This is a genomic window from Enterobacter cancerogenus (assembly GCF_019047785.1).
In the GTDB taxonomy this organism is placed as follows: Bacteria; Pseudomonadota; Gammaproteobacteria; order Enterobacterales; family Enterobacteriaceae; genus Enterobacter; species Enterobacter cancerogenus.
The window spans coordinates 3806157-3825358 of sequence record NZ_CP077290.1 but is presented as its reverse complement, the minus strand read 5'-3'; the positions used below and the strand labels follow the sequence as shown (position 1 = coordinate 3825358).

General features: G+C 56.5%; 21 protein-coding genes. 14 read left to right on the top strand and 7 right to left on the bottom strand.

Annotated features, from left to right (window positions below; translation table 11 throughout):
• Positions 1–30: 30 nt before the first annotated feature.
• The 4 genes from I6L58_RS18055 to I6L58_RS18040 all read right to left on the bottom strand — a co-directional run bounded on the left by I6L58_RS18055 (position 31) and on the right by I6L58_RS18040 (position 5255).
• Entirely contained in the window at positions 31–1575 is a 1545-nt protein-coding gene (locus tag I6L58_RS18055; RefSeq protein WP_088208669.1) for a xanthine permease, read from the bottom strand.
• Positions 1576–1586: 11 nt separating this feature from the next.
• Positions 1587–3002, bottom strand: coding sequence for a YlbE family protein (locus I6L58_RS18050; protein ID WP_006178128.1), 1416 nt, complete (start codon positions 3000–3002; stop codon positions 1587–1589).
• Positions 3002–4543, bottom strand: a complete 1542-nt coding sequence (fdrA, locus tag I6L58_RS18045; protein ID WP_088208668.1) for an acyl-CoA synthetase FdrA — start codon at positions 4541–4543, stop codon at positions 3002–3004. Before fdrA ends, I6L58_RS18050 begins: the two co-directional genes overlap by 1 nt.
• Before the next feature lie 106 nt (positions 4544–4649).
• Positions 4650–5255, bottom strand: a complete 606-nt coding sequence (locus tag I6L58_RS18040) for an ankyrin repeat domain-containing protein (protein WP_042321764.1) — start codon at positions 5253–5255, stop codon at positions 4650–4652.
• Positions 5256–5576: 321 nt separating this feature from the next.
• On the opposite strand from I6L58_RS18040, the gene I6L58_RS18035 reads away from it, so the two are divergent.
• The gene (locus I6L58_RS18035) at positions 5577–6506 is read left to right on the top strand and encodes a LysR substrate-binding domain-containing protein (RefSeq protein ID WP_042321768.1); all 930 of its coding nucleotides are present in this window, start codon (positions 5577–5579) and stop codon (positions 6504–6506) included.
• On the opposite strand, the gene I6L58_RS18030 is transcribed toward I6L58_RS18035, so the two are convergent.
• Positions 6503–6661 carry a YqaE/Pmp3 family membrane protein gene (locus I6L58_RS18030; RefSeq protein ID WP_006178132.1) on the bottom strand — a complete coding sequence of 53 codons (159 nt, stop codon included), beginning with the start codon at positions 6659–6661 and terminating at the stop codon, positions 6503–6505. The genes I6L58_RS18035 and I6L58_RS18030 overlap by 4 nt on opposite strands.
• A 179-nt stretch (positions 6662–6840) precedes the next feature.
• Between I6L58_RS18030 and I6L58_RS18025 the strand changes: the two genes are divergently transcribed.
• The 3 genes from I6L58_RS18025 to I6L58_RS18015 all read left to right on the top strand — a co-directional run bounded on the left by I6L58_RS18025 (position 6841) and on the right by I6L58_RS18015 (position 7930).
• Positions 6841–7140, top strand: a complete 300-nt coding sequence (locus I6L58_RS18025) for an ArsR/SmtB family transcription factor (protein WP_006178133.1) — start codon at positions 6841–6843, stop codon at positions 7138–7140.
• A 9-nt stretch (positions 7141–7149) separates the two neighbouring features.
• A complete protein-coding gene (locus I6L58_RS18020) occupies positions 7150–7671 on the top strand; it encodes a rhodanese family protein (RefSeq protein ID WP_058608489.1) in 522 nt (173 codons plus the stop codon).
• Positions 7672–7750: 79 nt separating this feature from the next.
• Positions 7751–7930: a hypothetical protein gene (locus I6L58_RS18015; protein WP_058608490.1), complete on the top strand. Its 180-nt coding sequence runs from the start codon at positions 7751–7753 to the stop codon at positions 7928–7930.
• Between the two features lie 38 nt (positions 7931–7968).
• Here the strand turns inward: I6L58_RS18015 and stpA are convergent, their stop codons facing one another.
• Positions 7969–8373, bottom strand: a complete 405-nt coding sequence (stpA, locus tag I6L58_RS18010) for a DNA-binding protein StpA (RefSeq protein WP_042322279.1) — start codon at positions 8371–8373, stop codon at positions 7969–7971.
• Between the two features lie 458 nt (positions 8374–8831).
• On the opposite strand from stpA, the gene alaE reads away from it, so the two are divergent.
• Positions 8832–9275, top strand: coding sequence for an L-alanine exporter AlaE (gene alaE / locus I6L58_RS18005; protein WP_042321769.1), 444 nt, complete (start codon positions 8832–8834; stop codon positions 9273–9275).
• Positions 9276–9313: 38 nt separating this feature from the next.
• Here alaE and I6L58_RS18000 read toward each other — a convergent pair whose 3' ends face one another.
• On the bottom strand, positions 9314–9658 hold the full coding sequence (locus I6L58_RS18000) for a DUF2002 family protein (RefSeq protein WP_006178138.1): 345 nt from the start codon (positions 9656–9658) through the stop codon (positions 9314–9316).
• 160 nt (positions 9659–9818) lie between these two features.
• On the opposite strand from I6L58_RS18000, the gene I6L58_RS17995 reads away from it, so the two are divergent.
• The 9 genes from I6L58_RS17995 to I6L58_RS17955 all read left to right on the top strand — a co-directional run bounded on the left by I6L58_RS17995 (position 9819) and on the right by I6L58_RS17955 (position 19118).
• The gene (locus I6L58_RS17995) at positions 9819–10145 is read left to right on the top strand and encodes a DUF883 domain-containing protein (protein WP_006178139.1); all 327 of its coding nucleotides are present in this window, start codon (positions 9819–9821) and stop codon (positions 10143–10145) included.
• Between the two features lie 245 nt (positions 10146–10390).
• Entirely contained in the window at positions 10391–10630 is a 240-nt protein-coding gene (nrdH, locus tag I6L58_RS17990; protein ID WP_042321774.1) for a glutaredoxin-like protein NrdH, read from the top strand.
• Complete coding sequence (gene nrdI / locus I6L58_RS17985; RefSeq protein WP_058608491.1) at positions 10627–11037, top strand: class Ib ribonucleoside-diphosphate reductase assembly flavoprotein NrdI; 411 nt, start codon at positions 10627–10629, stop codon at positions 11035–11037. Before nrdH ends, nrdI begins: the two co-directional genes overlap by 4 nt.
• Positions 11010–13154, top strand: coding sequence for a class 1b ribonucleoside-diphosphate reductase subunit alpha (gene nrdE, locus I6L58_RS17980; protein ID WP_088208667.1), 2145 nt, complete (start codon positions 11010–11012; stop codon positions 13152–13154). Before nrdI ends, nrdE begins: the two co-directional genes overlap by 28 nt.
• Positions 13155–13163: 9 nt before the next feature.
• Positions 13164–14123: a class 1b ribonucleoside-diphosphate reductase subunit beta gene (gene nrdF, locus I6L58_RS17975; protein WP_088208666.1), complete on the top strand. Its 960-nt coding sequence runs from the start codon at positions 13164–13166 to the stop codon at positions 14121–14123.
• Between the two features lie 378 nt (positions 14124–14501).
• Positions 14502–15704: a glycine betaine/L-proline ABC transporter ATP-binding protein ProV gene (gene proV / locus I6L58_RS17970; protein ID WP_006178144.1), complete on the top strand. Its 1203-nt coding sequence runs from the start codon at positions 14502–14504 to the stop codon at positions 15702–15704.
• Positions 15697–16767 (top strand): glycine betaine/L-proline ABC transporter permease ProW, encoded by a 1071-nt coding sequence (gene proW, locus I6L58_RS17965; protein WP_058608494.1) that lies wholly within the window; start codon positions 15697–15699, stop codon positions 16765–16767. Before proV ends, proW begins: the two co-directional genes overlap by 8 nt.
• 9 nt (positions 16768–16776) lie before the next feature.
• The gene (proX, locus tag I6L58_RS17960; protein ID WP_006178146.1) at positions 16777–17772 is read left to right on the top strand and encodes a glycine betaine/L-proline ABC transporter substrate-binding protein ProX; all 996 of its coding nucleotides are present in this window, start codon (positions 16777–16779) and stop codon (positions 17770–17772) included.
• Positions 17773–17933: 161 nt separating this feature from the next.
• Positions 17934–19118: an MFS transporter gene (locus I6L58_RS17955; RefSeq protein WP_006178147.1), complete on the top strand. Its 1185-nt coding sequence runs from the start codon at positions 17934–17936 to the stop codon at positions 19116–19118.
• Positions 19119–19202: the final 84 nt, after the last annotated feature.

Below are 19202 nucleotides of genomic sequence, written 5' to 3'. Positions count from 1 at the left end.
AGAGGGTTAGGGTGAGGGCATCAGGCATTATCAGGACTCAGAAACCGGTGCCGCCGCGCTTGCCGTCTCGCGACTGTCCAGCACATGCTTCACCACGAACATGCCGCCCATCATCAGGTAGGCCGTGACGAACAGCAGCGAGCTGCCCTCGGCGAAGCCGACCACCGGCGCGTGGATCACCCCGAACAGCGCCAGCAGCGCGCCACCTGCGGCAGCTACCGCGCCGCGCAGCGGTTTGTTGATGATGGCGAAGATGGCGATACAGCCCCAGAGCATGCTGGCGAGCGGCGCGCCGCTGCCGAGATGCACCAGCCCTTCGTAGTAAATCCCTTTGCTGTGCAGCACGTCAGTCCCTATTTTCGCCGCGCTGGTGCCCGCCGCGCCCATCACGCTATTCACCATGGTCAGCGCCCAGTTGGCGATCCACGGGAACAGGCAGATGAAGATAACGGGCACCTCCACCTTCGGCGTTTCGCGCACCACCTGGTTGGCGGTGACCACGCCGATAAACACCAGGATCGGCACGATGGCGGTCATCGGAATGATGGCGAGCATAAAGGCCCCCAGCCCGAACAGCGGCACGATGAACATGGTCACGCCGGAGGCCAGGGTGTAGCCGATGCTGGCCCCCATTGCCTTCCAGCCCGCGTGGCCCACGTAGACCGTCACCGGGAACGGGTTGCCCATCAGACAGCCGAGCATCGACGCCAGGCCGTTCGCCAGCATCACTTTACGCGTCGGGTATTCGTCTCCCGCCGCGTGGGCGCTCTCGATGTTCTCCAGGTCAAAGATGTAGTTCGCCAGCCCCAGCGGCACGGCGGAGGCCAGATACGGCAGCGCGTGCGGCAGACCCTGCATAAAGCCGTCGATGTGTACGGATGGCGGGTTAAAGCCGAACGACGACATTGAGGCCCTGATCGCTTCCGGGCTTTGCAGGCCGGAGATCCACGCCAGCAGAGTACCGGCGATCAACAGCAGCAGGCCGGTCGGAATGCGGGCAAAGATCGGCTTCTTGCCGAACCAGTTGATGAAAATCAGCAGCAGTACGATGAACGACACGGTCGGCGCTTCGAAGGCCTGCAGCATCGGGTTCATCGCCAGCAGCAGCAAACCAAGGCCAGAGAGGCACGACAGCAGCACGGTGCGCGGGATCATCCTGCGGATGGTCTCCCCGAGGAAGGAGCCGCCCGCGAGGATCAGCGCCTCAACGAAGCACCACACCAGGCCAATCTGAATGGCGAAATCCGCATCGCCGGTTTGCTGATAGACCGGCATCAGCACCAGAAAGGTCACGGTGAAAATCGACGGCGCGCTGGGGCCCGACGGCAGCGCGGTCACGTCGTTACGCCCGGTCTGGCGCGCCATCTGCAGGCCAAACCAGGTGTAGCAGACGCTCGCCACCAGAACCGCCAGCCCGAAGGCTGGCGCGATACGTCCATAAACAATCTCCTTCGGGATGCCGACGACAAAAATGAGCAGCCCCATCATGGTCAGCAAATTGGTCAGGTTGTTGGTCATCAACCCGAAATACGCCGCCCAGTCACCTCTTTTCCACTCCAGTTTCATGTTTTTCATGGATGCATGCCTTATAAAAAGTAGCGATCGCGGAAGGTCAACAGCGCCTTTTCAAAACAGCTAAACGGCGGGTGAACAATGCCCGCGCCAATCATGCCGATACCGGCGTCCTTGTGGGCAATGGCGGTGTTGATCACCGGCAAAATGCCGCTGCCCGCTACCCTGGTGATGTCGATGGCGGTCGGAATGCCCATGAACGACAGCAGCGGAATGGTGACGTTGGGGTTTTCCCCGAGGGTGATTTCGCGCATCTGGCGGGAGACGTCGACGGCCTCCTCTACGGTGCCGCCCACCAGCGCCACAATCGCCGGGGCGGTTGCCATCGCGAAGCCGCCAATGCCGTAGGTTTCGGTGATGGCGCTGTCGCCGATGTCCAGCCCGGAGTCTTCCGGCCTGTAGCCTGCGAACATCGGGCCAATTACCTGCTGCGCCGGGCCGGTGAACCACTGCCCCGGCAGGCCGGAGACGCGCAGGCCAAACTCGTAGCCGTTGCGCGCCATGGTGGTGACCACGGTGCTGTACTCGATACCGTGCGCGGCGTCGAGCGCGGCCTTGCACATCGCCATCCACGTCGGGCCGGAGAAGTAGTCGCTGCTGGCGACAAATTCGAACACTTCGCGCTGCTGCTCTACCGGATACCCCGCCTGAATCAGCCCCGGCGTCAGCGCCTGGATCAACAGCGTGGTGCCCGCGTTGTTGCGGTTGTGGCACTCGTCACCCATATGCAGCGCCTGCGCCAGCATCAGACGCAGATCGATTTCGCCGAGAATGTTCATTGCGTCGCGCAGCATCGGGCCGAGCACGTCACGCATCCAGTTCAGACGGTCGATCACGCTCTGATCGTTGGCACCCATGCGCAGGATCTTCGCCATCTGCTCGCTGAGGTTGGTAAACGCGCGGTTGCCGTAGGTTTTATTCTCCACGATGTGCATAAACATCGACGCGGAGGTGACGCCCGCCATCGAACCCACGCAGTCGTGCTCGTGGCACGGCGAGAAGGTGATGTCGCCCGAGGCCGCGACGCGCTCCGCGTCTTCGATATCTTTCGCCAGCCCCTCGAATACCAGCGCCCCGGTGACCGCCCCCTTCATCGCACCGCACATGTTTTCCCAGGCAACCGGCGGACCGGCATGAAGAATGGTGGTACGGGTCATGCCCGGCACCACGTTGATCGCCTGGTCGTAACCCACCAGCACCGGATGGGACTGAATAATGCGCTCCAGCGCAATGGCGTTAGCGGCGGCGATTTTTTCCGCCAGCGGTGCGTCCGCCAGCTGGTCGAGCGCCTCCACCACCTGCATATTGCCCTGCCCCGGCGGCGTCCAGTCGAGGTGGGTGACAGGAATGTGCTGCTGTTTAAGATCGTCACTGAACATCGCAATGCCAACGTTGATCACGTTCAGCGGCTGGTTAAATAAGGTGGTCATTATGCATTCTCCCCTTTGCAGACAAATTCGCGGGCCAGTAAGCCGGTGTTGGTGCTGCTGCTGGCCCAAATCACGCCAGCGTCGGTCAGCCGCTCGCACTGCTGCGCCAGCGACTGGGGATCCTGGTCGGTGCCGAGTACGTAGCCCAGAATGACCAGCGGACGATTATCGGCTTTCGCTATCGCCTGCGCCTCCTGTATGGCGTCGATCATCACCCCGACCGGATCGTCATGTGCGCCAAAACCGAGCACGAAGTCCATCACGATCACCGCCACTTCCGGATCGCGCGCCTCCTGCAGCAGGCGGGTGATGCGGTTGCTCGGATCGATCATCGGGTGCGGCCTGCCGTGGGTGAAGTCGTCATCGCCAAAATCCAGGAAGGTGTGGGCCTGGCTGACGTTGATGTCGCTCAGTCGCTTTGCCGGATCGGGCTGGATGTTGCTGTAGACGTCATCGTATTTCTCCAGCGCGGCAAACATCGCTTCATCGCACAGCGTGCCGCCGCAGAACAGGCCGCGAATATACTTTTGTTGCGGAGTCAGGCGGGCGCGTACCTCTTCAATCAGCGGCCAGTTGAGCGGGTGTAGATCGAGGGATTCCTGTTTGATGCCTGTCAACAGCACCGCTTTAAGGGCTGCCTCTTTGGTGCCTCGGGCAAACTGCAGGCCGTCCTCGTCTGCGGGCGGTGCGTTGCGCCCCAGGAAACATGCAATAACCGGTTTGCGGCAGGCGCGGGCGCGGGCCAGAACTTTCTCCGCCACCGCAGGAGCTGGCGGCTTGGAGATGAGGACGATCGCCTGAGTGTTCTCGTCGGCTTCCAGCATGGCGATCGCGTCGAGCATCATCAGGCCGCCAATTTTTTCGCTCAGATCGCGCCCGCCGGTGCCAATCAGCTGCGACACGCCGCCACCGAATTCGTGAATGCGCACGCTCAGCTCCTGGCTGCCGGTGCCGGACGCCCCGACGATGCCGATCGATCCGCGACGCACGGCGTTGGCGAAGCACAGTCCCGCGCCGTTAATGATGGCGGTGCCGCAGTCCGGCCCCATCATCAGCAGTCCTTTCTGGTGCGCCAGTTGCTTGAGCGCCAGTTCGTCGTCAAGGGAGACATTATCGGAGAACAGCATCACGTTGAGATCGTTCTCCAGGGCCTGTCGCGCCTCGCGGGCGGCAAAGGTGCCGTTGACGGAGATCACCGCCAGGTTTGCGTCAGGGCGGTGGGCTTTGGCGCTGGCAATAGTGGCGTAGCGGGCTTCATGGGAGCCTGCACTTTCCTTGCGGGTGAATAAGGCTTCAATGGCGGCCAGCGTTTCATCATTCGCCGCCTCGCCTTTAATCACGATCATCAGGTCGCCGTTTTTGGCCTCGGCTAATTCCGGCGTAAGCAGCCCGAGGTTATGTAATACGCCCTTATTCATTTCCGTCGCCATGGCCACGACGGCCTGCTCAACGCCCGGTAATTTATTGGCTTTGGTCGATACCGACATGAGCGAGACGGAATCAAACCAGGTATTCTTTTTGATAACGATTTTGGTGGGCATGGGTTTCTCCTGAATGCGGATAAAAGGGGGCCGCCATCGTGCAAAACGCACGACGGTAGAATGCTTTTTTATGTCGCTGCCAGCCGGAAAGGGCTGGCCGGATTAATTACGCGCCTGCGGCAAGCAGCAGGTCGGCGATTTCATCGAAGCCTTTTTCCCGGGCCAGTTCGAGGGGAGATTTTCCGTATTTATCGGTCATGTGCGGGTTCGCGCCGTTTTCCAACAGCAGCCTGACGATCTCCTGCTGCTTCGCGCCGCCGTCATTGAGGACAATGGCTTCCAGCAGCGGCGTCCAGCCGACAAAGTTGGTGTGGTTGACGTTGATATCGGTTTTTTCCAGCAGCTCGCGAACAATGTCGACGTGGCCTTTTTCACTGGCGGGGGTGATCCCCACGCCGCCAAAGCGCGTAAGGCGATCGAGATCGGGATTCGCAGGAAGCACAATGCGCAGCAAAGTAAGATCGTTGGTCAGGCAGCTAATCAGGAAAGGGTTAAAGCAGGTCTGATCCTGTTTATCAATATCCGCGCCGGCGGCAATTAAATATTCCACACACGGATAATGCTTTTTCAGGCTGGCAATAATAATGGCGGTTCTTTTCTGGCGATTCGTGGCGTTGATATCCACGCCTTTATCGAGGCAGGCTTTAAGCGCATCCACGTTTCCCTGCTCGGCCGCCAGCAGAAATTCAGTCACGAGTTCAGTTGCAGACATATTCACACTCCCTGGTTTTTCATTGCTGATGTCCCGAGAATAGCAACAGCCTTTCAGGAAAAGAATCCGCTTAAAAATCATTCATCGACAGGCAATTCATTATTGAGTTAAATTCAACAGTTCAGCCAAAATGTGCGGGTGTGCACTCTTTTTCTTATGTTTCGCCGCGTTTTTACGCCCGGCGCGACATTATGCTTATGGCTAAAAAAGCCTTGCGCCACGCGGCACGTAGCTACGCATCAAAATTGTGATCCGCTTCAAATGCGGTGTAACTGCGTTGTTAAAATATGTTCAAAACTGATGGTGGACGGGAGCAGTGATATGAATTCCATCTTTACCGAAGAAAACCTGCTGGCCTTCACCATGGCGGCGCGTTACAGCAGCTTCAGCAAGGCGGCGGAAGAGCTGGGCGTGACAACCTCAGCCATCAGCTACACCATCAAGCGCATGGAGACCGGGCTGGACGTGGTGCTGTTCGTGCGTAACACCCGCAACATTGAGCTGACCGAGTCAGGGTTTTACTTTTATCGCAAGGCGACCGACCTGCTGAACGACTTTCACGCCATCAAGCGCGGGATCGACACCATCTCGCAGGGCATCGAAACGCGGGTCAGGATCTGCATTAATCAGCTTTTGTATACGCCCCGCCACACCGCCCGGCTGCTGCAGGTGCTGAAAAAACAGTTTCCGACCTGCCAGATCACGGTGACAACCGAGGTCTACAACGGGGTGTGGGATTCCATCATCAATAATCAGGCTAATATCGCCATCGGCGCGCCGGACACCCTGCTCGACGGCGGCGGCATTGATTACACCGAGATCGGCGCGATTCGCTGGGTCTTTGCGATCTCGCCCGAACACCCGCTGGCATTTACCCCGGAGCCGATTGCCGAAAGCCAACTGCGCCTGTACCCCAATATCATGGTCGAAGACACGGCCCACACCATCAACAAAAAGGTGGGCTGGCTGCTGCACGGTCAGGAGGCGATTCTGGTGCCGGACTTCAACACCAAATGCCAGTGTCAGATCCTGGGGGAAGGGATTGGATTTTTACCGGAGTATATGGCGCGGGAGGCCGTGGAAGAGGGGCTGCTGGTGACGCGGCGCATTAATAACCCGCGTCAGGATTCGCGCATGCTGCTTGCCACACAGCATGCGGCTACCGGTCAGGTGACCCGCTGGGTTAAACAACAGTTTGGCCCTGAGGGGGTACTGACCGGAATTTATCGCGATTTACTCTGGCGCACTTAGCTTTTGGTCTGCACCCAGAACGCGTGGATCAGGCCTGGAATATAGCCCAGCAGCGTCAGGACGATATTCAGGATAAATGCCCATCCGAAGCCTTTACCCAGTAAAACACCCAGTGGCGGAAGAATGATTGTAAAGACGATGCGCCAAAAACCCATAAAATCTCCATGCAAGCTAAACAGTTGAATCTAAAAAAGAGTATGCCCTCTAAGCGTAGCCAGTTTACCTGCCCTCGCCATCACTTTTGCACCCTTTTACCCTCTTTTACGCTTTTGACACTGGTTTAATCCACCCCATTAGTTTAGCATTATCTTAATTAAGGTAATGCTAAATAACCATGACTGAACTCGAACAACTTCAGGCCAGCGCTGAGCAGGCCGCCACGCTGTTAAAAGCCATGAGCAATCCGCACCGGCTGCTGATCCTGTGTACGCTGTGCGACGCCCCCGGAACCCGCGCGGGCGATCTGGCGCGCGCCACCGGGCTAAGCCCCTCGGCCACCTCTCAGCATCTGGCGCGTATGCGTGAAGAGGGGCTTATCGACAGCACCCGGGAAGCGCAACGCATTCTTTACTCCATCAAAAACGATGCGGTGCATAAGCTTATCAGCACCCTTAAATCCCTTTACTGTCCGTGAGGAGCTGCCATGTCACTTCCTGTTATTTCACCGCAGCAGGCACGCGCCCTGATTGATAAGGGCGCAAAACTTGTCGATATTCGCGATGCCGACGAGTATGCCCGCGAGCATATTCCGGCCGCGCGCGCCATACCGCTGGATTCCTTACCCGGCGAGCTACACCCGGCTCCCGGTGAAACGGTCATTTTTCACTGTCAGTCCGGGATGCGAACCTCAAACAATGCCGCACGTCTTGCCCTGGCGGCGTCGCCTGCGCAGGCATTCGTGGTTGAGGGGGGAATTCAGGGCTGGAAACAGGCCGGGCTGCCGACCATTGAAGACAAAACCCAGCCGCTTCCGCTGATGCGTCAGGTGCAGATCGCCGCCGGGCTGCTGATCCTTTGCGGCGTGTTGCTGGGTTACGGCGTCTCCAGCCTCTTTTTCCTGCTGAGCGGATTTGTGGGGGCCGGACTGCTGTTCGCTGGCGTAACCGGTTTTTGCGGCATGGCGCGATTGCTGAAAGTGATGCCGTGGAACCGCCGTACCTCATAAGCAGTAACAGACAGATTAGACTGTACCCCGTCCGGGACGTGGGCTATGGTGAAGATCATTACAACGATGAGGAGGTGCTATGTTTTCTGTCGGCGATTATGTCCAACCGCGTCAGGGCGGTCCTAAATTAAAAGTGCTCGACGTGAAGGGTGAAAGCATTGTGGCCGTACAGGCCAGCGATGAGCAGGGCGAGAAATATACACTGAAAGCGGCGGACGTTGTGCTGTATACCGAAGAAGGTGACTTCGGCGTCTGCTAAGTCAATAACCGGGCGGACTCTGCCGCCCGATTCACGGATTAGATCAGGAAATCATCCAGGCTCTTACCGTTTGCCAGTGCAGTCGCAATAGGCTTCGGCGTGCGGCCCTGGCCGGTCCACGTTTTCACCTCACCGTTGGCGTCGGTAAAGCGATATTTTGGTTCGCGCGTTTTACGTTTTTTCGCCGGCTGGCCCGCATTGATCAGGTCATTGCCGAGCAAATCGCTCGGGGAAATACCGTCGGCTTTCATCAGCTCCAGCAGCGCATTAATTTTCTCCTGCTGTTCAGCGCGCTGCCGTTCCAATTCCGCCTGCTCGGTGCGTTTTTCCTCAGTCACGATCCTGACTTTTTCCAGCACGTCTTCCAGAACTTCCAGGGATAATTCACGCGCCAGCGCACGAAGCGTACGGATATTATTAAGATTCTGTAACGTCAAAGACATATAAATTAAAAACCTTTTCAGAGGGGTAAATTGAAAATTAAGCTGCAAGAATAATTCATTTTTATCGCAATATCCACCCATGGACCCTTTTTGACATTATTGTAAATATTTTGAAAACATATTATTCATATATCCCCTCAGCACATGGATAGCGTTCCGGCGTATTAATCATCCCATCAATCAATGCTTCCCCGGATGAAAGGCAGGTTTCGGCACACTGTTAGCTCAACACGTTGATTTGTAGTAATAAATGCGGGTAAGAGAGAGAAAATAACGCAGCGCGTAAGAAATAACCAATTTTAGAGAATTTTGTGGACAAAACGCCTGCAAATAAAAATTTATCACTAGTTGTTAGTTTATGGCCAGAGACTTATTCTATGCTCGATAAACAAACCAACCTAATACACTGGCTTAACCCGCTCAATGCCGTCATTTTGTCCATTTCAAGGAGTTCAGACATGTTCTCACCGCAATCTCGCCTGCGCCACGCGGTAGCGGATACGTTCGCGATGGTTGTCTACTGTTCCGTTGTGAACATGGTGATTGAAATCGTTCTCTCTGGCATGACGTTTGAGCAGTCGCTCTCCTCGCGCCTGGTGGCTATCCCGGTCAATATCCTGATTGCCTGGCCTTACGGGTTTTACCGTGACGCCGTGATGCGCTTTGCCCGCCGCGTTAGCCCGGGTGGATGGGCAAAAAATCTGGCGGATGTGCTGGCGTATGTGACCTTCCAGTCGCCGGTATATGTGGTGATTTTATTGACGGTAGGAGCAAGCTGGCAGCAAATCGCCGCGGCGGTCAGCTCGAATATCGTGGTGTCGATGCTGATGGGTGCGGTGTACGGTTATTTTCTCGACTACTGCCGTCGCCTGTTTAAGGTCAGCCGCTACAGCCAGGCCTGAGCAGGAAGGTAAGCGACTGGCGCAGGCCAGTCGCACGTTTACTGCGCGTCGCCAAACAGTCCCTGCAGGAACCGTTCCAGCGCCATGCGTGAACTGAAACCATGCGGTATACCATAATGCTCATGCCTTTCTCCGCCTAAATAGAGCGGAAATTGCTGATACTGATCGCAGGTTTTAATATCCGAGGCAGGCTCAGCAAATGTCTGACTTCTGTCTTTCAGTGTCGGGTGAATAATGAGAGCCGTACGCCCCATTCTCGCTTCACGGTTGACGTAAACATAATTCTCACCGCGGCGATATCCATAGGCTTTAGTCGTCACCGCATCCATGGTAAATCCCGCCTTTTCAAGAACGCGCGCCACCTCATCAGGTCGTAAATACATATATATTCCTCGTTATCTTTTCCTGCACGGCAACCTTACCGTATTGAGCAATAGCAGCGCCCTCAGAATATTCCATAAACTGCGCAATACGCCGTGACTGACTTCAGATATTAAATTCATGAGCTAAACTAAACGGGAATGCAAAATTAAGGAGGATCGTATGTTTAACAGACCGAACCGAAACGAAATTAACGACGACGCTCAGGATATTCGTAACGATGTCAGCCAATTAGCGGACACGCTGGAGGAAGTGCTGAAATCCTGGGGTTCTGATGCGAAGGACGAAGCAGATGCCGCGAAACGTAAGGCTCAGTCTCTGCTGCGTGAAACCCGTGCCCGGATGAACGGCCGTTCACGCACTTCCCAGGCCGCCTGCGACGCGATGAGCTGCGCCAGCACCTTCGTGCGTGAGAAACCGATGTGCGCGCTGGGAACCGTCGCCGCCGTCGGTATTTTTGTCGGCGCACTGCTCAGCCTGCGTAAGTAATCCGCGGTGAACGCTGCCCCGGTTGCCTCAGGCGCCGGGGCTTTTCTTTGCCTGCTACGCTGAAAAACCCGTACAGCACACCCTGCCCCGCTATGCTCATCATCGTGGCGATATCAATCTAAATTTCCCATATCTTGTATGGTTGAAACTTATCACAACTACATCTAGTATTCCCTTTAGCAAGATACACACAACCTGACGCGATACATCGCGCCGCTTTCTCATTCTAAATGGAAATAAGAATCATGAGCATTATTATTTACACTCGTAACAATTGTGTTCAGTGCCACGCCACCAAACGCGCCATGGAAAGCCGCGGCGTTGCGTTTGAGATGGTGAATATCGACACGGTCCCGGACGCCGCAGACTCCCTGCGTGCGCAGGGTTTCCGGCAGTTGCCGGTGGTTATCGCCGGGGAAACCAGCTGGTCTGGCTTTCGCCCGGATATGATCAACCGCCTTGCCGCCCAGGCCGCCCGTGCATGAGTGGGCTGGTCTTCTTCTCCAGCAGTTCGGAAAACACGCTCCGCTTTATGGCGCGCGTCGGGTTGCCTGCGATCCGCATTCCGCTCAACGAGCGGGAGCGGATTCAGGTGACTGAACCCTACATCCTGGTGGTGCCCAGCTATGGCGGCGGCGGAACGGCGGGGGCCGTGCCCCGGCAGGTGATCCGCTTTCTTAACGATCCTCAAAACCGACAGCTTATCCGCGGCGTGATCGCGGCGGGTAACCGTAATTTCGGCGATGCGTTTGGACGCGCCGGGGATGTCATCTCTCAAAAATGCGGCGTGCCGTATCTCTATCGCTTTGAACTGATGGGGACACAGCAGGACGTAGAAAACGTGCGTAAAGGAGTGAACGAATTTTGGCAACGACAACCGCAGAACCCGTAGTCCAGGCGACACCGGATTATCACGCATTAAACGCGATGCTTAACCTCTACGATCGTGAGGGGCACATTCAGTTTGGCAAAGACCATGATGCGGTGGACGCCTTTTTTGCCACCCACGTTCGCCCGAACACCGTGGCTTTTGAGAGCATCCAACAGCGTCTCGATTATCTTGTCAAAGAGGGCTACTACGAAGAGCGCGTGCTCGCCCGCTACGGGCGTGACGCCATCGTTAAGCTGTTCGAGCATGCGCACGCCAGGGGTTTTCGCTTCCAGACCTTTCTCGGGGTGTGGAAGTATTACACCAGCTACACCCTGAAAACCTTCGACGGTAAACGCTATCTCGAAACCTTCGAGGATCGGGTGGTGATGGTGGCACTCACCCTGGCGCAGGGGGATGAGGCGCTGGCCGTGCAACTCACCGATGAGATCCTCTCGGGCCGTTTCCAGCCAGCCACCCCAACCTTTCTCAACGCCGGGAAAGCGCAGCGCGGCGAACTGGTCTCCTGCTTCCTGCTGCGCATTGAAGACAATATGGAGTCGATTGGCCGGGCGGTGAACTCGGCTTTGCAGCTCTCCAAACGCGGCGGCGGCGTGGCGTTTCTGCTCTCTAACCTGCGCGAAGCGGGTGCGCCGATTAAGCGCATCGAAAACCAGTCCTCCGGCGTTATTCCGGTGATGAAAATGCTCGAGGATGCGTTCTCCTACGCTAACCAGCTGGGGGCGCGTCAGGGAGCCGGGGCGGTGTATCTGCATGCGCACCACCCGGATATCCTGCGTTTTCTGGATACCAAACGCGAAAACGCCGATGAAAAAATTCGCATTAAAACCCTGTCGCTTGGCGTGGTGATCCCGGATATCACCTTCCAACTGGCGAAAGAGAATGCCGATATGGCGCTGTTCTCACCCTACGATATCGAACGTCTTTACGGTAAAGCCTTTGGCGACGTGGCGATAAGCGAACGTTACGATGAACTCGTGGCCGACGATCGCATCCGCAAAAAGTACATAAACGCCCGCGATTTCTTCCAGACGCTCGCCGAGATCCAGTTTGAGTCCGGCTATCCGTACATCATGTACGAGGACACGGTAAACCGCGCCAATCCGATTGCCGGGCGCATCAACATGAGCAACCTGTGCTCGGAAATTTTGCAGGTCAACGCGGCGTCGACCTATGACGAAAACCTTGATTACGCCGACGTGGGCAAGGATATCTCCTGCAACCTCGGGTCGCTGAATATTGCGCACACCATGGACTCCCCCAATTTTGGCCGCACCGTGGAGACCGCCGTACGCGGGCTTACGGCGGTGTCGGACATGAGCCATATTCGCAGCGTGCCCTCGATTGAAGCAGGCAACGCCGCGTCGCACGCCATCGGCCTTGGGCAGATGAACCTGCATGGTTATCTGGCGCGCGAAGGAATAGCCTACGGCAGCCCCGAAGGGCTGGATTTCACCAATCTCTATTTCTACACCATCACCTGGCACGCGCTGCACACTTCAATGATGCTGGCGCGCGAGCGCGGCCAGCGGTTCGCGGGCTTTGAGCAGTCGCGCTACGCCAGCGGCGAGTATTTTAATCAGTATCTGGAAAATGACTGGCAGCCGAAAACCGAAATGGTGCGCCAGCTGTTTGCCCGCACCGGGGTCACGCTGCCCACGCGCACGATGTGGCAGCAACTGCGCGATGAGGTGATGCAATACGGCATCTATAACCAAAACCTGCAGGCGGTGCCGCCCACGGGGTCGATCTCCTACATCAACCACGCCACGTCGAGCATCCACCCGATTGTGTCCAAAATTGAGATCCGCAAGGAAGGCAAAACCGGCCGCGTCTATTACCCGGCCCCGTTTATGACCAACGAGAACCTGGCCCTGTATCAGGACGCGTATGAGATCGGCCCGGAGAAGATCATCGATACCTACGCCGAGGCGACAAAACATGTGGATCAGGGTCTGTCGCTGACGCTTTTCTTCCCGGATACCGCCACCACGCGCGATATCAACCGGGCGCAGATCTATGCCTGGAAGAAAGGCATCAAGACGCTCTACTACATTCGCCTGCGCCAGCTTGCGCTGGAAGGCACCGAAATCGAAGGCTGCGTGTCCTGCGCGCTGTAAGGAGAAAGGATGAAACTGTCACGCGTGAGTGCCGTTAACTGGAACAAGATCCAGGACGATAAAGACCTGGAGGTGTGGAACCGCCTGACCAGCAACTTCTGGTTGCCAGAGAAAGTGCCGTTATCTAACGATATTCCGGCCTGGCAAACGCTTAGCCACGCCGAGCAGCAGCTGACCATCCGCGTCTTTACCGGGCTGACGCTGCTCGACACCATTCAGAATACCGTGGGTGCGCCCGCGCTGATGAGTGACGCGCTGACGCCGCATGAAGAGGCGGTGATGTCGAACATCAGCTTTATGGAGGCGGTTCACGCCCGCTCCTACAGCTCGATTTTCTCAACCCTGTGTCAGACCAAAGATGTGGACGCCGCGTACGACTGGAGTGAGGAGTGCGAATCATTGCAGCGCAAGGCGAACCTGGTGCTGGAGTATTATCAGGCCGACGATCCGCTGAAGAAGAAAATCGCCAGCGTATTTCTGGAATCGTTCCTGTTCTATTCCGGATTCTGGCTGCCGATGTACTGGTCGAGCCGCGGCAAGCTGACCAACACCGCCGATTTGATTCGTCTGATCATTCGCGATGAAGCCGTACACGGATATTACATTGGCTATAAATATCAGAAAGGGCTGGAGAGCGTCAGCGAAGCCCGGCGCGAGGAGCTGAAAGGCTTTGCGCTGGATCTGCTGATGGATCTCTATGACAACGAGCTGAGCTATACCGAGGCGCTGTACGCCGGCTCCGGCTGGGAGGACGAGGTCAAAGTGTTTCTCTGCTACAACGCCAATAAGGCGCTGATGAACCTCGGCTACGAGGCGCTGTTTCCACCGGACATGGCGGACGTAAACCCGGCCATTCTGGCGGCGCTTTCACCCAATGCTGATGAAAACCACGATTTCTTCTCCGGCTCCGGATCGTCTTACGTAATGGGCAAAGCGGTTGAAACTGAAGATGAGGATTGGGATTTTTAAATCATTATTCCCCTCACGCTGCCCTCTCCCCTCAGGGCAGCGTGAGGGGATAATTAACGTTCATTAATTTATGATAAATCCCATGATTTTCTCCCTTATATTTCCCTGGCTACTACACTGTAATTTCCACGTCATATTCGCCTGAATCTCTTCGATACAGGCGAAATTTCCCGATGCAGAAACAAAAAATTGAGAAAAATTGAAACTGCCCTCAGCCCTTCTATCATGGGAAATTCAGCCGTTTCGCCTGTGGCAAAATTCGTGCCATAAGCAAACCCAGGGTTGTCTCAGATTCTGAGTATGTTAGGGTAATGCCAGTTAACTATTTACCATGGTAATGATATCGACATAAACAAATAACAGGACACTCTATATTGCATGGCAATTAAATTAGAAGTGAAAAATCTTTATAAAATATTTGGCGAGCATCCGCAGCGCGCATTCAAATATATTGAGAAAGGCCTCTCGAAAGAACAAATTCTGGAAAAAACCGGGCTATCGCTTGGCGTTAAAGACGCCAGTCTGGCCATTGAAGAAGGCGAGATTTTTGTCATCATGGGATTATCCGGTTCGGGTAAATCCACTATGGTTCGCCTTCTCAATCGCCTGATTGAACCCACCCGTGGACAGGTGCTGATTGATGGCGTGGATATCGCCAGAATATCAGATGCTGAGCTTCGCGAGGTGCGCAGAAAGAAGATTGCAATGGTCTTTCAGTCATTTGCGCTGATGCCACACATGACGGTATTAGATAATACCGCCTTTGGCATGGAATTAGCAGGCGCAGGCGCCGCTGAACGTCAGGAAAAAGCGCTGGATGCATTACGTCAGGTGGGCCTTGAAAATTATGCCCACGCTTATCCAGATGAACTTTCTGGTGGGATGCGTCAGCGCGTAGGATTAGCCCGCGCATTAGCCATTAATCCCGATATTTTATTAATGGATGAAGCCTTCTCCGCGCTCGATCCGCTAATTCGTACTGAAATGCAGGATGAGCTGGTAAAATTACAGGCTAAACATCAACGAACCGTGGTATTTATTTCTCACGATCTTGATGAAGCCATGCGTATTGGCGATCGCATTGCCATTATGCAAAACGGTGAAGTCGTGCAGGTCGGTACACCGGATGAAATACTCAATAATCCGGCGAATGATTATGTGCGAACCTTCTTCCGCGGTGTGGATATTAGCCAGGTGTTTAGCGCCAAAGATATTGCGCGCCGCACGCCGAACGGCATCATTCGCAAAACGCCAGGCTTCGGCCCACGCTCCGCGCTCAAACTGCTGCAGGATGAAGACCGTGAATACGGTTATCTGGTTGAACGCGGTAACAAATTTGTTGGCGTGGTCTCCATCGACTCCCTGAAAACCGCTCTGGCTGAAAATCAGAGCATTGATGCGGCCGTGATCGACGCCCCGCTTGCCGTGGACGCCGAAACGCCGCTTAGCGAGCTGCTTTCACACGTTGGCCAGGCACCCTGTGCCGTTCCGGTCGTCGGTGAAGAACAACAGTACGTCGGCATCATCTCAAAACGCATGTTGCTGCAGGCTTTAGATCGCGAGGGGACAAACAATGGCTGATCAATCTAACCCGTGGGGCACCACTGAAGCAGCAGACAGCGCTGCACAATCTGCCGACGCGTGGGGGTCATCCACGCCTGCGCCAACCGATGGCGGCACGGCGGACTGGCTCAACAGCGCGCCTGCACCGGCGCCTGAACACTTCAATATTATGGATCCGTTCCACAAAACGCTGATCCCGCTCGACCGCTGGGTAACCGAGGGGATCGACTGGGTGGTGACGCACTTCCGCCCGGTATTCCAGGGGATCCGCGTCCCGGTGGATTACATCCTGAACGGTTTCCAGCAGATGTTACTGGGTATGCCCGCGCCGGTGGCGATTATTCTGTTCTCCCTGATCGCCTGGCAGTTTGGCAGCGCGGGGATGGGGGTCGCCACGCTGATCTCGCTGATTGCCATCGGGGCGATTGGTGCATGGTCGCAGGCGATGATCACCCTGGCGCTGGTCTTAACCGCCCTTCTCTTCTGCGTGGTGATCGGCCTGCCGATGGGGATCTGGCTGGCGCGAAGCCCGCGGGCGGCGAAGATCATTCGCCCGCTGCTGGACGCCATGCAGACCACGCCTGCGTTCGTCTACCTGGTACCTATCGTCATGCTGTTCGGTATTGGTAACGTGCCGGGCGTGGTGGTGACCATTATCTTCGCCCTGCCGCCGATTATTCGTCTGACCATTCTGGGGATTAACCAGGTGCCAGCCGATCTCATTGAGGCGTCACGCTCGTTCGGTGCAAGCCCGCGTCAGATGCTGTTTAAGGTTCAGCTTCCGCTGGCCATGCCAACCATCATGGCAGGCGTTAACCAGACGCTGATGCTGGCGCTGTCGATGGTGGTTATCGCCTCGATGATCGCCGTGGGCGGTCTGGGCCAGATGGTGCTGCGCGGCATTGGCCGGCTCGATATGGGGCTGGCTACCGTAGGCGGCGTGGGCATTGTGATCCTCGCCATTATTCTTGACCGCCTGACCCAGGCCGTCGGTCGTGATTCACGCAGTCGCGGCAACCGTCGCTGGTATACCACCGGCCCTGTCGGGTTAATCACCCGCCCTTTCACGAAATCAAAATAAGGAACAACGATGCGACATAAGGTACTTTTTGCCACAGCGTTTGCCACCCTTGTCTCCACCAGCACGTTTGCGGCAGACCTGCCGGGCAAAGGCATCACCGTACAGCCGGTGCAGAGCACCATTTCGGAAGAGAGTTTCCAGACGTTGATCGTCAGCCGCGCGCTGGAAAAACTGGGCTACACGGTGAACACGCCGAGCGAAGTGGATTACAACGTGGGCTACACCTCCATTGCCTCCGGCGATGCGACGTTCACCGCCGTTAACTGGCAGCCGCTGCACGACGACATGTATGCCGCTGCGGGCGGGGACAAGAAGTTTTATCGTGAAGGCACCTTCGTGACCGGCGCGGCGCAGGGTTATCTGATCGACAAGAAAACCGCCGAGCAGTATCACATCACCAATATTGAACAGCTGAAAGATCCGAAGATCGCCAAACTGTTCGACACCAACGGTGACGGCAAGGCCGATATGATGGGCTGCTCACCGGGCTGGGGCTGCGAGGCGGTCATTAACCACCAGAACAAAGCCTTCGATCTGGAGAAAACCGTCGACGTAAGCCACGGCAACTACTCGGCGATGATGGCCGATACCATTGCCCGCTTCAAAGAGGGTAAGCCGGTTATCTATTACACCTGGACCCCATACTGGGTGAGCGACGTGCTGAAGCCGGGTAAAGACGTGGTGTGGCTGCAGGTGCCGTTCTCTTCTCTGCCGGGCGAGCAGAAAGATATCGACACTAAGCTGCCGAACGGCATGAACTACGGCTTCCCGGTCAATACCATGCACATCGTTGCCAACAAAGCCTGGGCTGAGAAAAACCCGGCGGCGGCGAAGCTGTTCTCGGTAATGAAACTGCCGCTGGCGGACATCAACGCCCAGAACGCCATGATGCATGACGGCAAATCGTCTGAAGCGGACGTGAAAGGCCATGTCGACGGCTGGATCAAAGCCCACCAGCAGCAGTTTGATGGCTGGGTGAAAGAGGCGCTGGCCGCGCAGAAGTAATGCTTTGTCCCTTCACTCCTGCCCTCTCCCTCCGGGAGAGGGTCAGGGTAAGGGAGACCTAAACCGCACAATCCACCACGTAACAACTCCCCAACATTCTCAATCATTCGGTATGATGGTTTCCGGAAAAATAATCACTCAACTGACGATCCGCAAACCTGATGACCAAATCAACTCAAGGGCTTAGCCCGGCGCTTATCCTTTTAATGTCTGTGGCAACGGGCCTTGCCGTCGCCAGCAACTATTACGCACAGCCTCTGCTCGACACCATCGCCCGCGCGTTTGACCTCTCTGCCAGCTCGGCGGGTTTTATTGTAACGGCCGCGCAGCTCGGCTATGCCGCAGGGCTGCTGTTCCTCGTCCCGCTCGGGGATATGTTTGAGCGTCGCATGCTGATTGTCTCCATGACGCTGCTGGCCGCAGGCGGCATGCTGATCACCGCAAGCAGCCAGTCGCTGGGGATGATGATCCTCGGCACCGCGTTGACGGGGCTGTTCTCGGTGGTGGCGCAAATTCTGGTCCCGCTCGCCGCTACGCTTGCCGCTCCGGAAAAGCGTGGCAAAGTGGTCGGGACCATCATGAGCGGCCTGCTGCTGGGGATTTTGCTGGCGCGAACCGTTGCGGGGCTGCTGGCGAGTCTCGGCGGATGGCGTACCGTGTACTGGGTGGCGAGCGTGCTGATGGTAATCATGGCCCTGGCGCTGTGGCGCGGTCTGCCAAAGGTGAAGCAGGAAAACCACCTGAACTATCCCCAGCTTCTGGCCTCCGTTTTTAGCCTGTTCACTCAGGATAAACTGCTGCGCACCCGCGCTATTCTGGGCTGTTTCACTTTTGCCAACTTTAGCATTCTGTGGACATCGATGGCGTTCCTGCTCGCTGCGCCGCCGTTTAACTATTCCGAAGGCGTAATTGGCCTGTTTGGCCTCGCGGGGGCGGCCGGTGCCCTGGGCGCGCGTCCGGCCGGTGGGCTGGCCGATAAGGGCAAGTCGCACATGACCACCAGCGCCGGGCTGGTGCTGTTGCTACTCTCGTGGGCCGCTATCTGGTATGGACATGTTTCCGTGCTGGCGCTGATCGTCGGTATTCTGGTGCTCGACCTCACCGTGCAGGGCGTGCACATCACTAACCAGACCGTCATTTACCGGGTGAAGCCTGAAGCGCGTAACCGCCTGACCGCGGGCTACATGACCAGCTACTTTATCGGTGGTGCAGCCGGGTCGTTGATTTCGGCCTCTGCCTGGCAGCATGCCGGCTGGACGGGCGTCTGCGCCATCGGGGCCATTGTCGCCACGCTGAACCTGCTGGTCTGGTGGCGCGGCTATCATCGGCAGGACGCGATTCATTAAGTTTTACATTGCTTTGGGCCTCTTAGGGTGTAAAGGGGCCCTGCTCTCTGTTAATGTAAACGTAATCATTTATCCCAGAAATTT

Excerpts from the sequence above, each read along its gene's own strand:
- I6L58_RS18055 (WP_088208669.1), bottom strand. The coding sequence starts at position 1,575 with ATGAAAAACATGAAACTGGAGTGGAAAAGAGGTGACTGGGCGGCGTAT.
- I6L58_RS18050 (WP_006178128.1), bottom strand. The coding sequence starts at position 3,002 with ATGACCACCTTATTTAACCAGCCGCTGAACGTGATCAACGTTGGCATT.
- fdrA (WP_088208668.1), bottom strand. The coding sequence starts at position 4,543 with ATGCCCACCAAAATCGTTATCAAAAAGAATACCTGGTTTGATTCCGTC.
- I6L58_RS18040 (WP_042321764.1), bottom strand. The coding sequence starts at position 5,255 with ATGTCTGCAACTGAACTCGTGACTGAATTTCTGCTGGCGGCCGAGCAG.
- I6L58_RS18035 (WP_042321768.1), top strand. The coding sequence starts at position 5,577 with ATGAATTCCATCTTTACCGAAGAAAACCTGCTGGCCTTCACCATGGCG.
- I6L58_RS18030 (WP_006178132.1), bottom strand. The coding sequence starts at position 6,661 with ATGGGTTTTTGGCGCATCGTCTTTACAATCATTCTTCCGCCACTGGGT.
- I6L58_RS18025 (WP_006178133.1), top strand. The coding sequence starts at position 6,841 with ATGACTGAACTCGAACAACTTCAGGCCAGCGCTGAGCAGGCCGCCACG.
- I6L58_RS18020 (WP_058608489.1), top strand. The coding sequence starts at position 7,150 with ATGTCACTTCCTGTTATTTCACCGCAGCAGGCACGCGCCCTGATTGAT.
- I6L58_RS18015 (WP_058608490.1), top strand. The coding sequence starts at position 7,751 with ATGTTTTCTGTCGGCGATTATGTCCAACCGCGTCAGGGCGGTCCTAAA.
- stpA (WP_042322279.1), bottom strand. The coding sequence starts at position 8,373 with ATGTCTTTGACGTTACAGAATCTTAATAATATCCGTACGCTTCGTGCG.
- alaE (WP_042321769.1), top strand. The coding sequence starts at position 8,832 with ATGTTCTCACCGCAATCTCGCCTGCGCCACGCGGTAGCGGATACGTTC.
- I6L58_RS18000 (WP_006178138.1), bottom strand. The coding sequence starts at position 9,658 with ATGTATTTACGACCTGATGAGGTGGCGCGCGTTCTTGAAAAGGCGGGA.
- I6L58_RS17995 (WP_006178139.1), top strand. The coding sequence starts at position 9,819 with ATGTTTAACAGACCGAACCGAAACGAAATTAACGACGACGCTCAGGAT.
- nrdH (WP_042321774.1), top strand. The coding sequence starts at position 10,391 with ATGAGCATTATTATTTACACTCGTAACAATTGTGTTCAGTGCCACGCC.
- nrdI (WP_058608491.1), top strand. The coding sequence starts at position 10,627 with ATGAGTGGGCTGGTCTTCTTCTCCAGCAGTTCGGAAAACACGCTCCGC.
- nrdF (WP_088208666.1), top strand. The coding sequence starts at position 13,164 with ATGAAACTGTCACGCGTGAGTGCCGTTAACTGGAACAAGATCCAGGAC.
- proV (WP_006178144.1), top strand. The coding sequence starts at position 14,502 with ATGGCAATTAAATTAGAAGTGAAAAATCTTTATAAAATATTTGGCGAG.
- proW (WP_058608494.1), top strand. The coding sequence starts at position 15,697 with ATGGCTGATCAATCTAACCCGTGGGGCACCACTGAAGCAGCAGACAGC.
- proX (WP_006178146.1), top strand. The coding sequence starts at position 16,777 with ATGCGACATAAGGTACTTTTTGCCACAGCGTTTGCCACCCTTGTCTCC.
- I6L58_RS17955 (WP_006178147.1), top strand. The coding sequence starts at position 17,934 with ATGACCAAATCAACTCAAGGGCTTAGCCCGGCGCTTATCCTTTTAATG.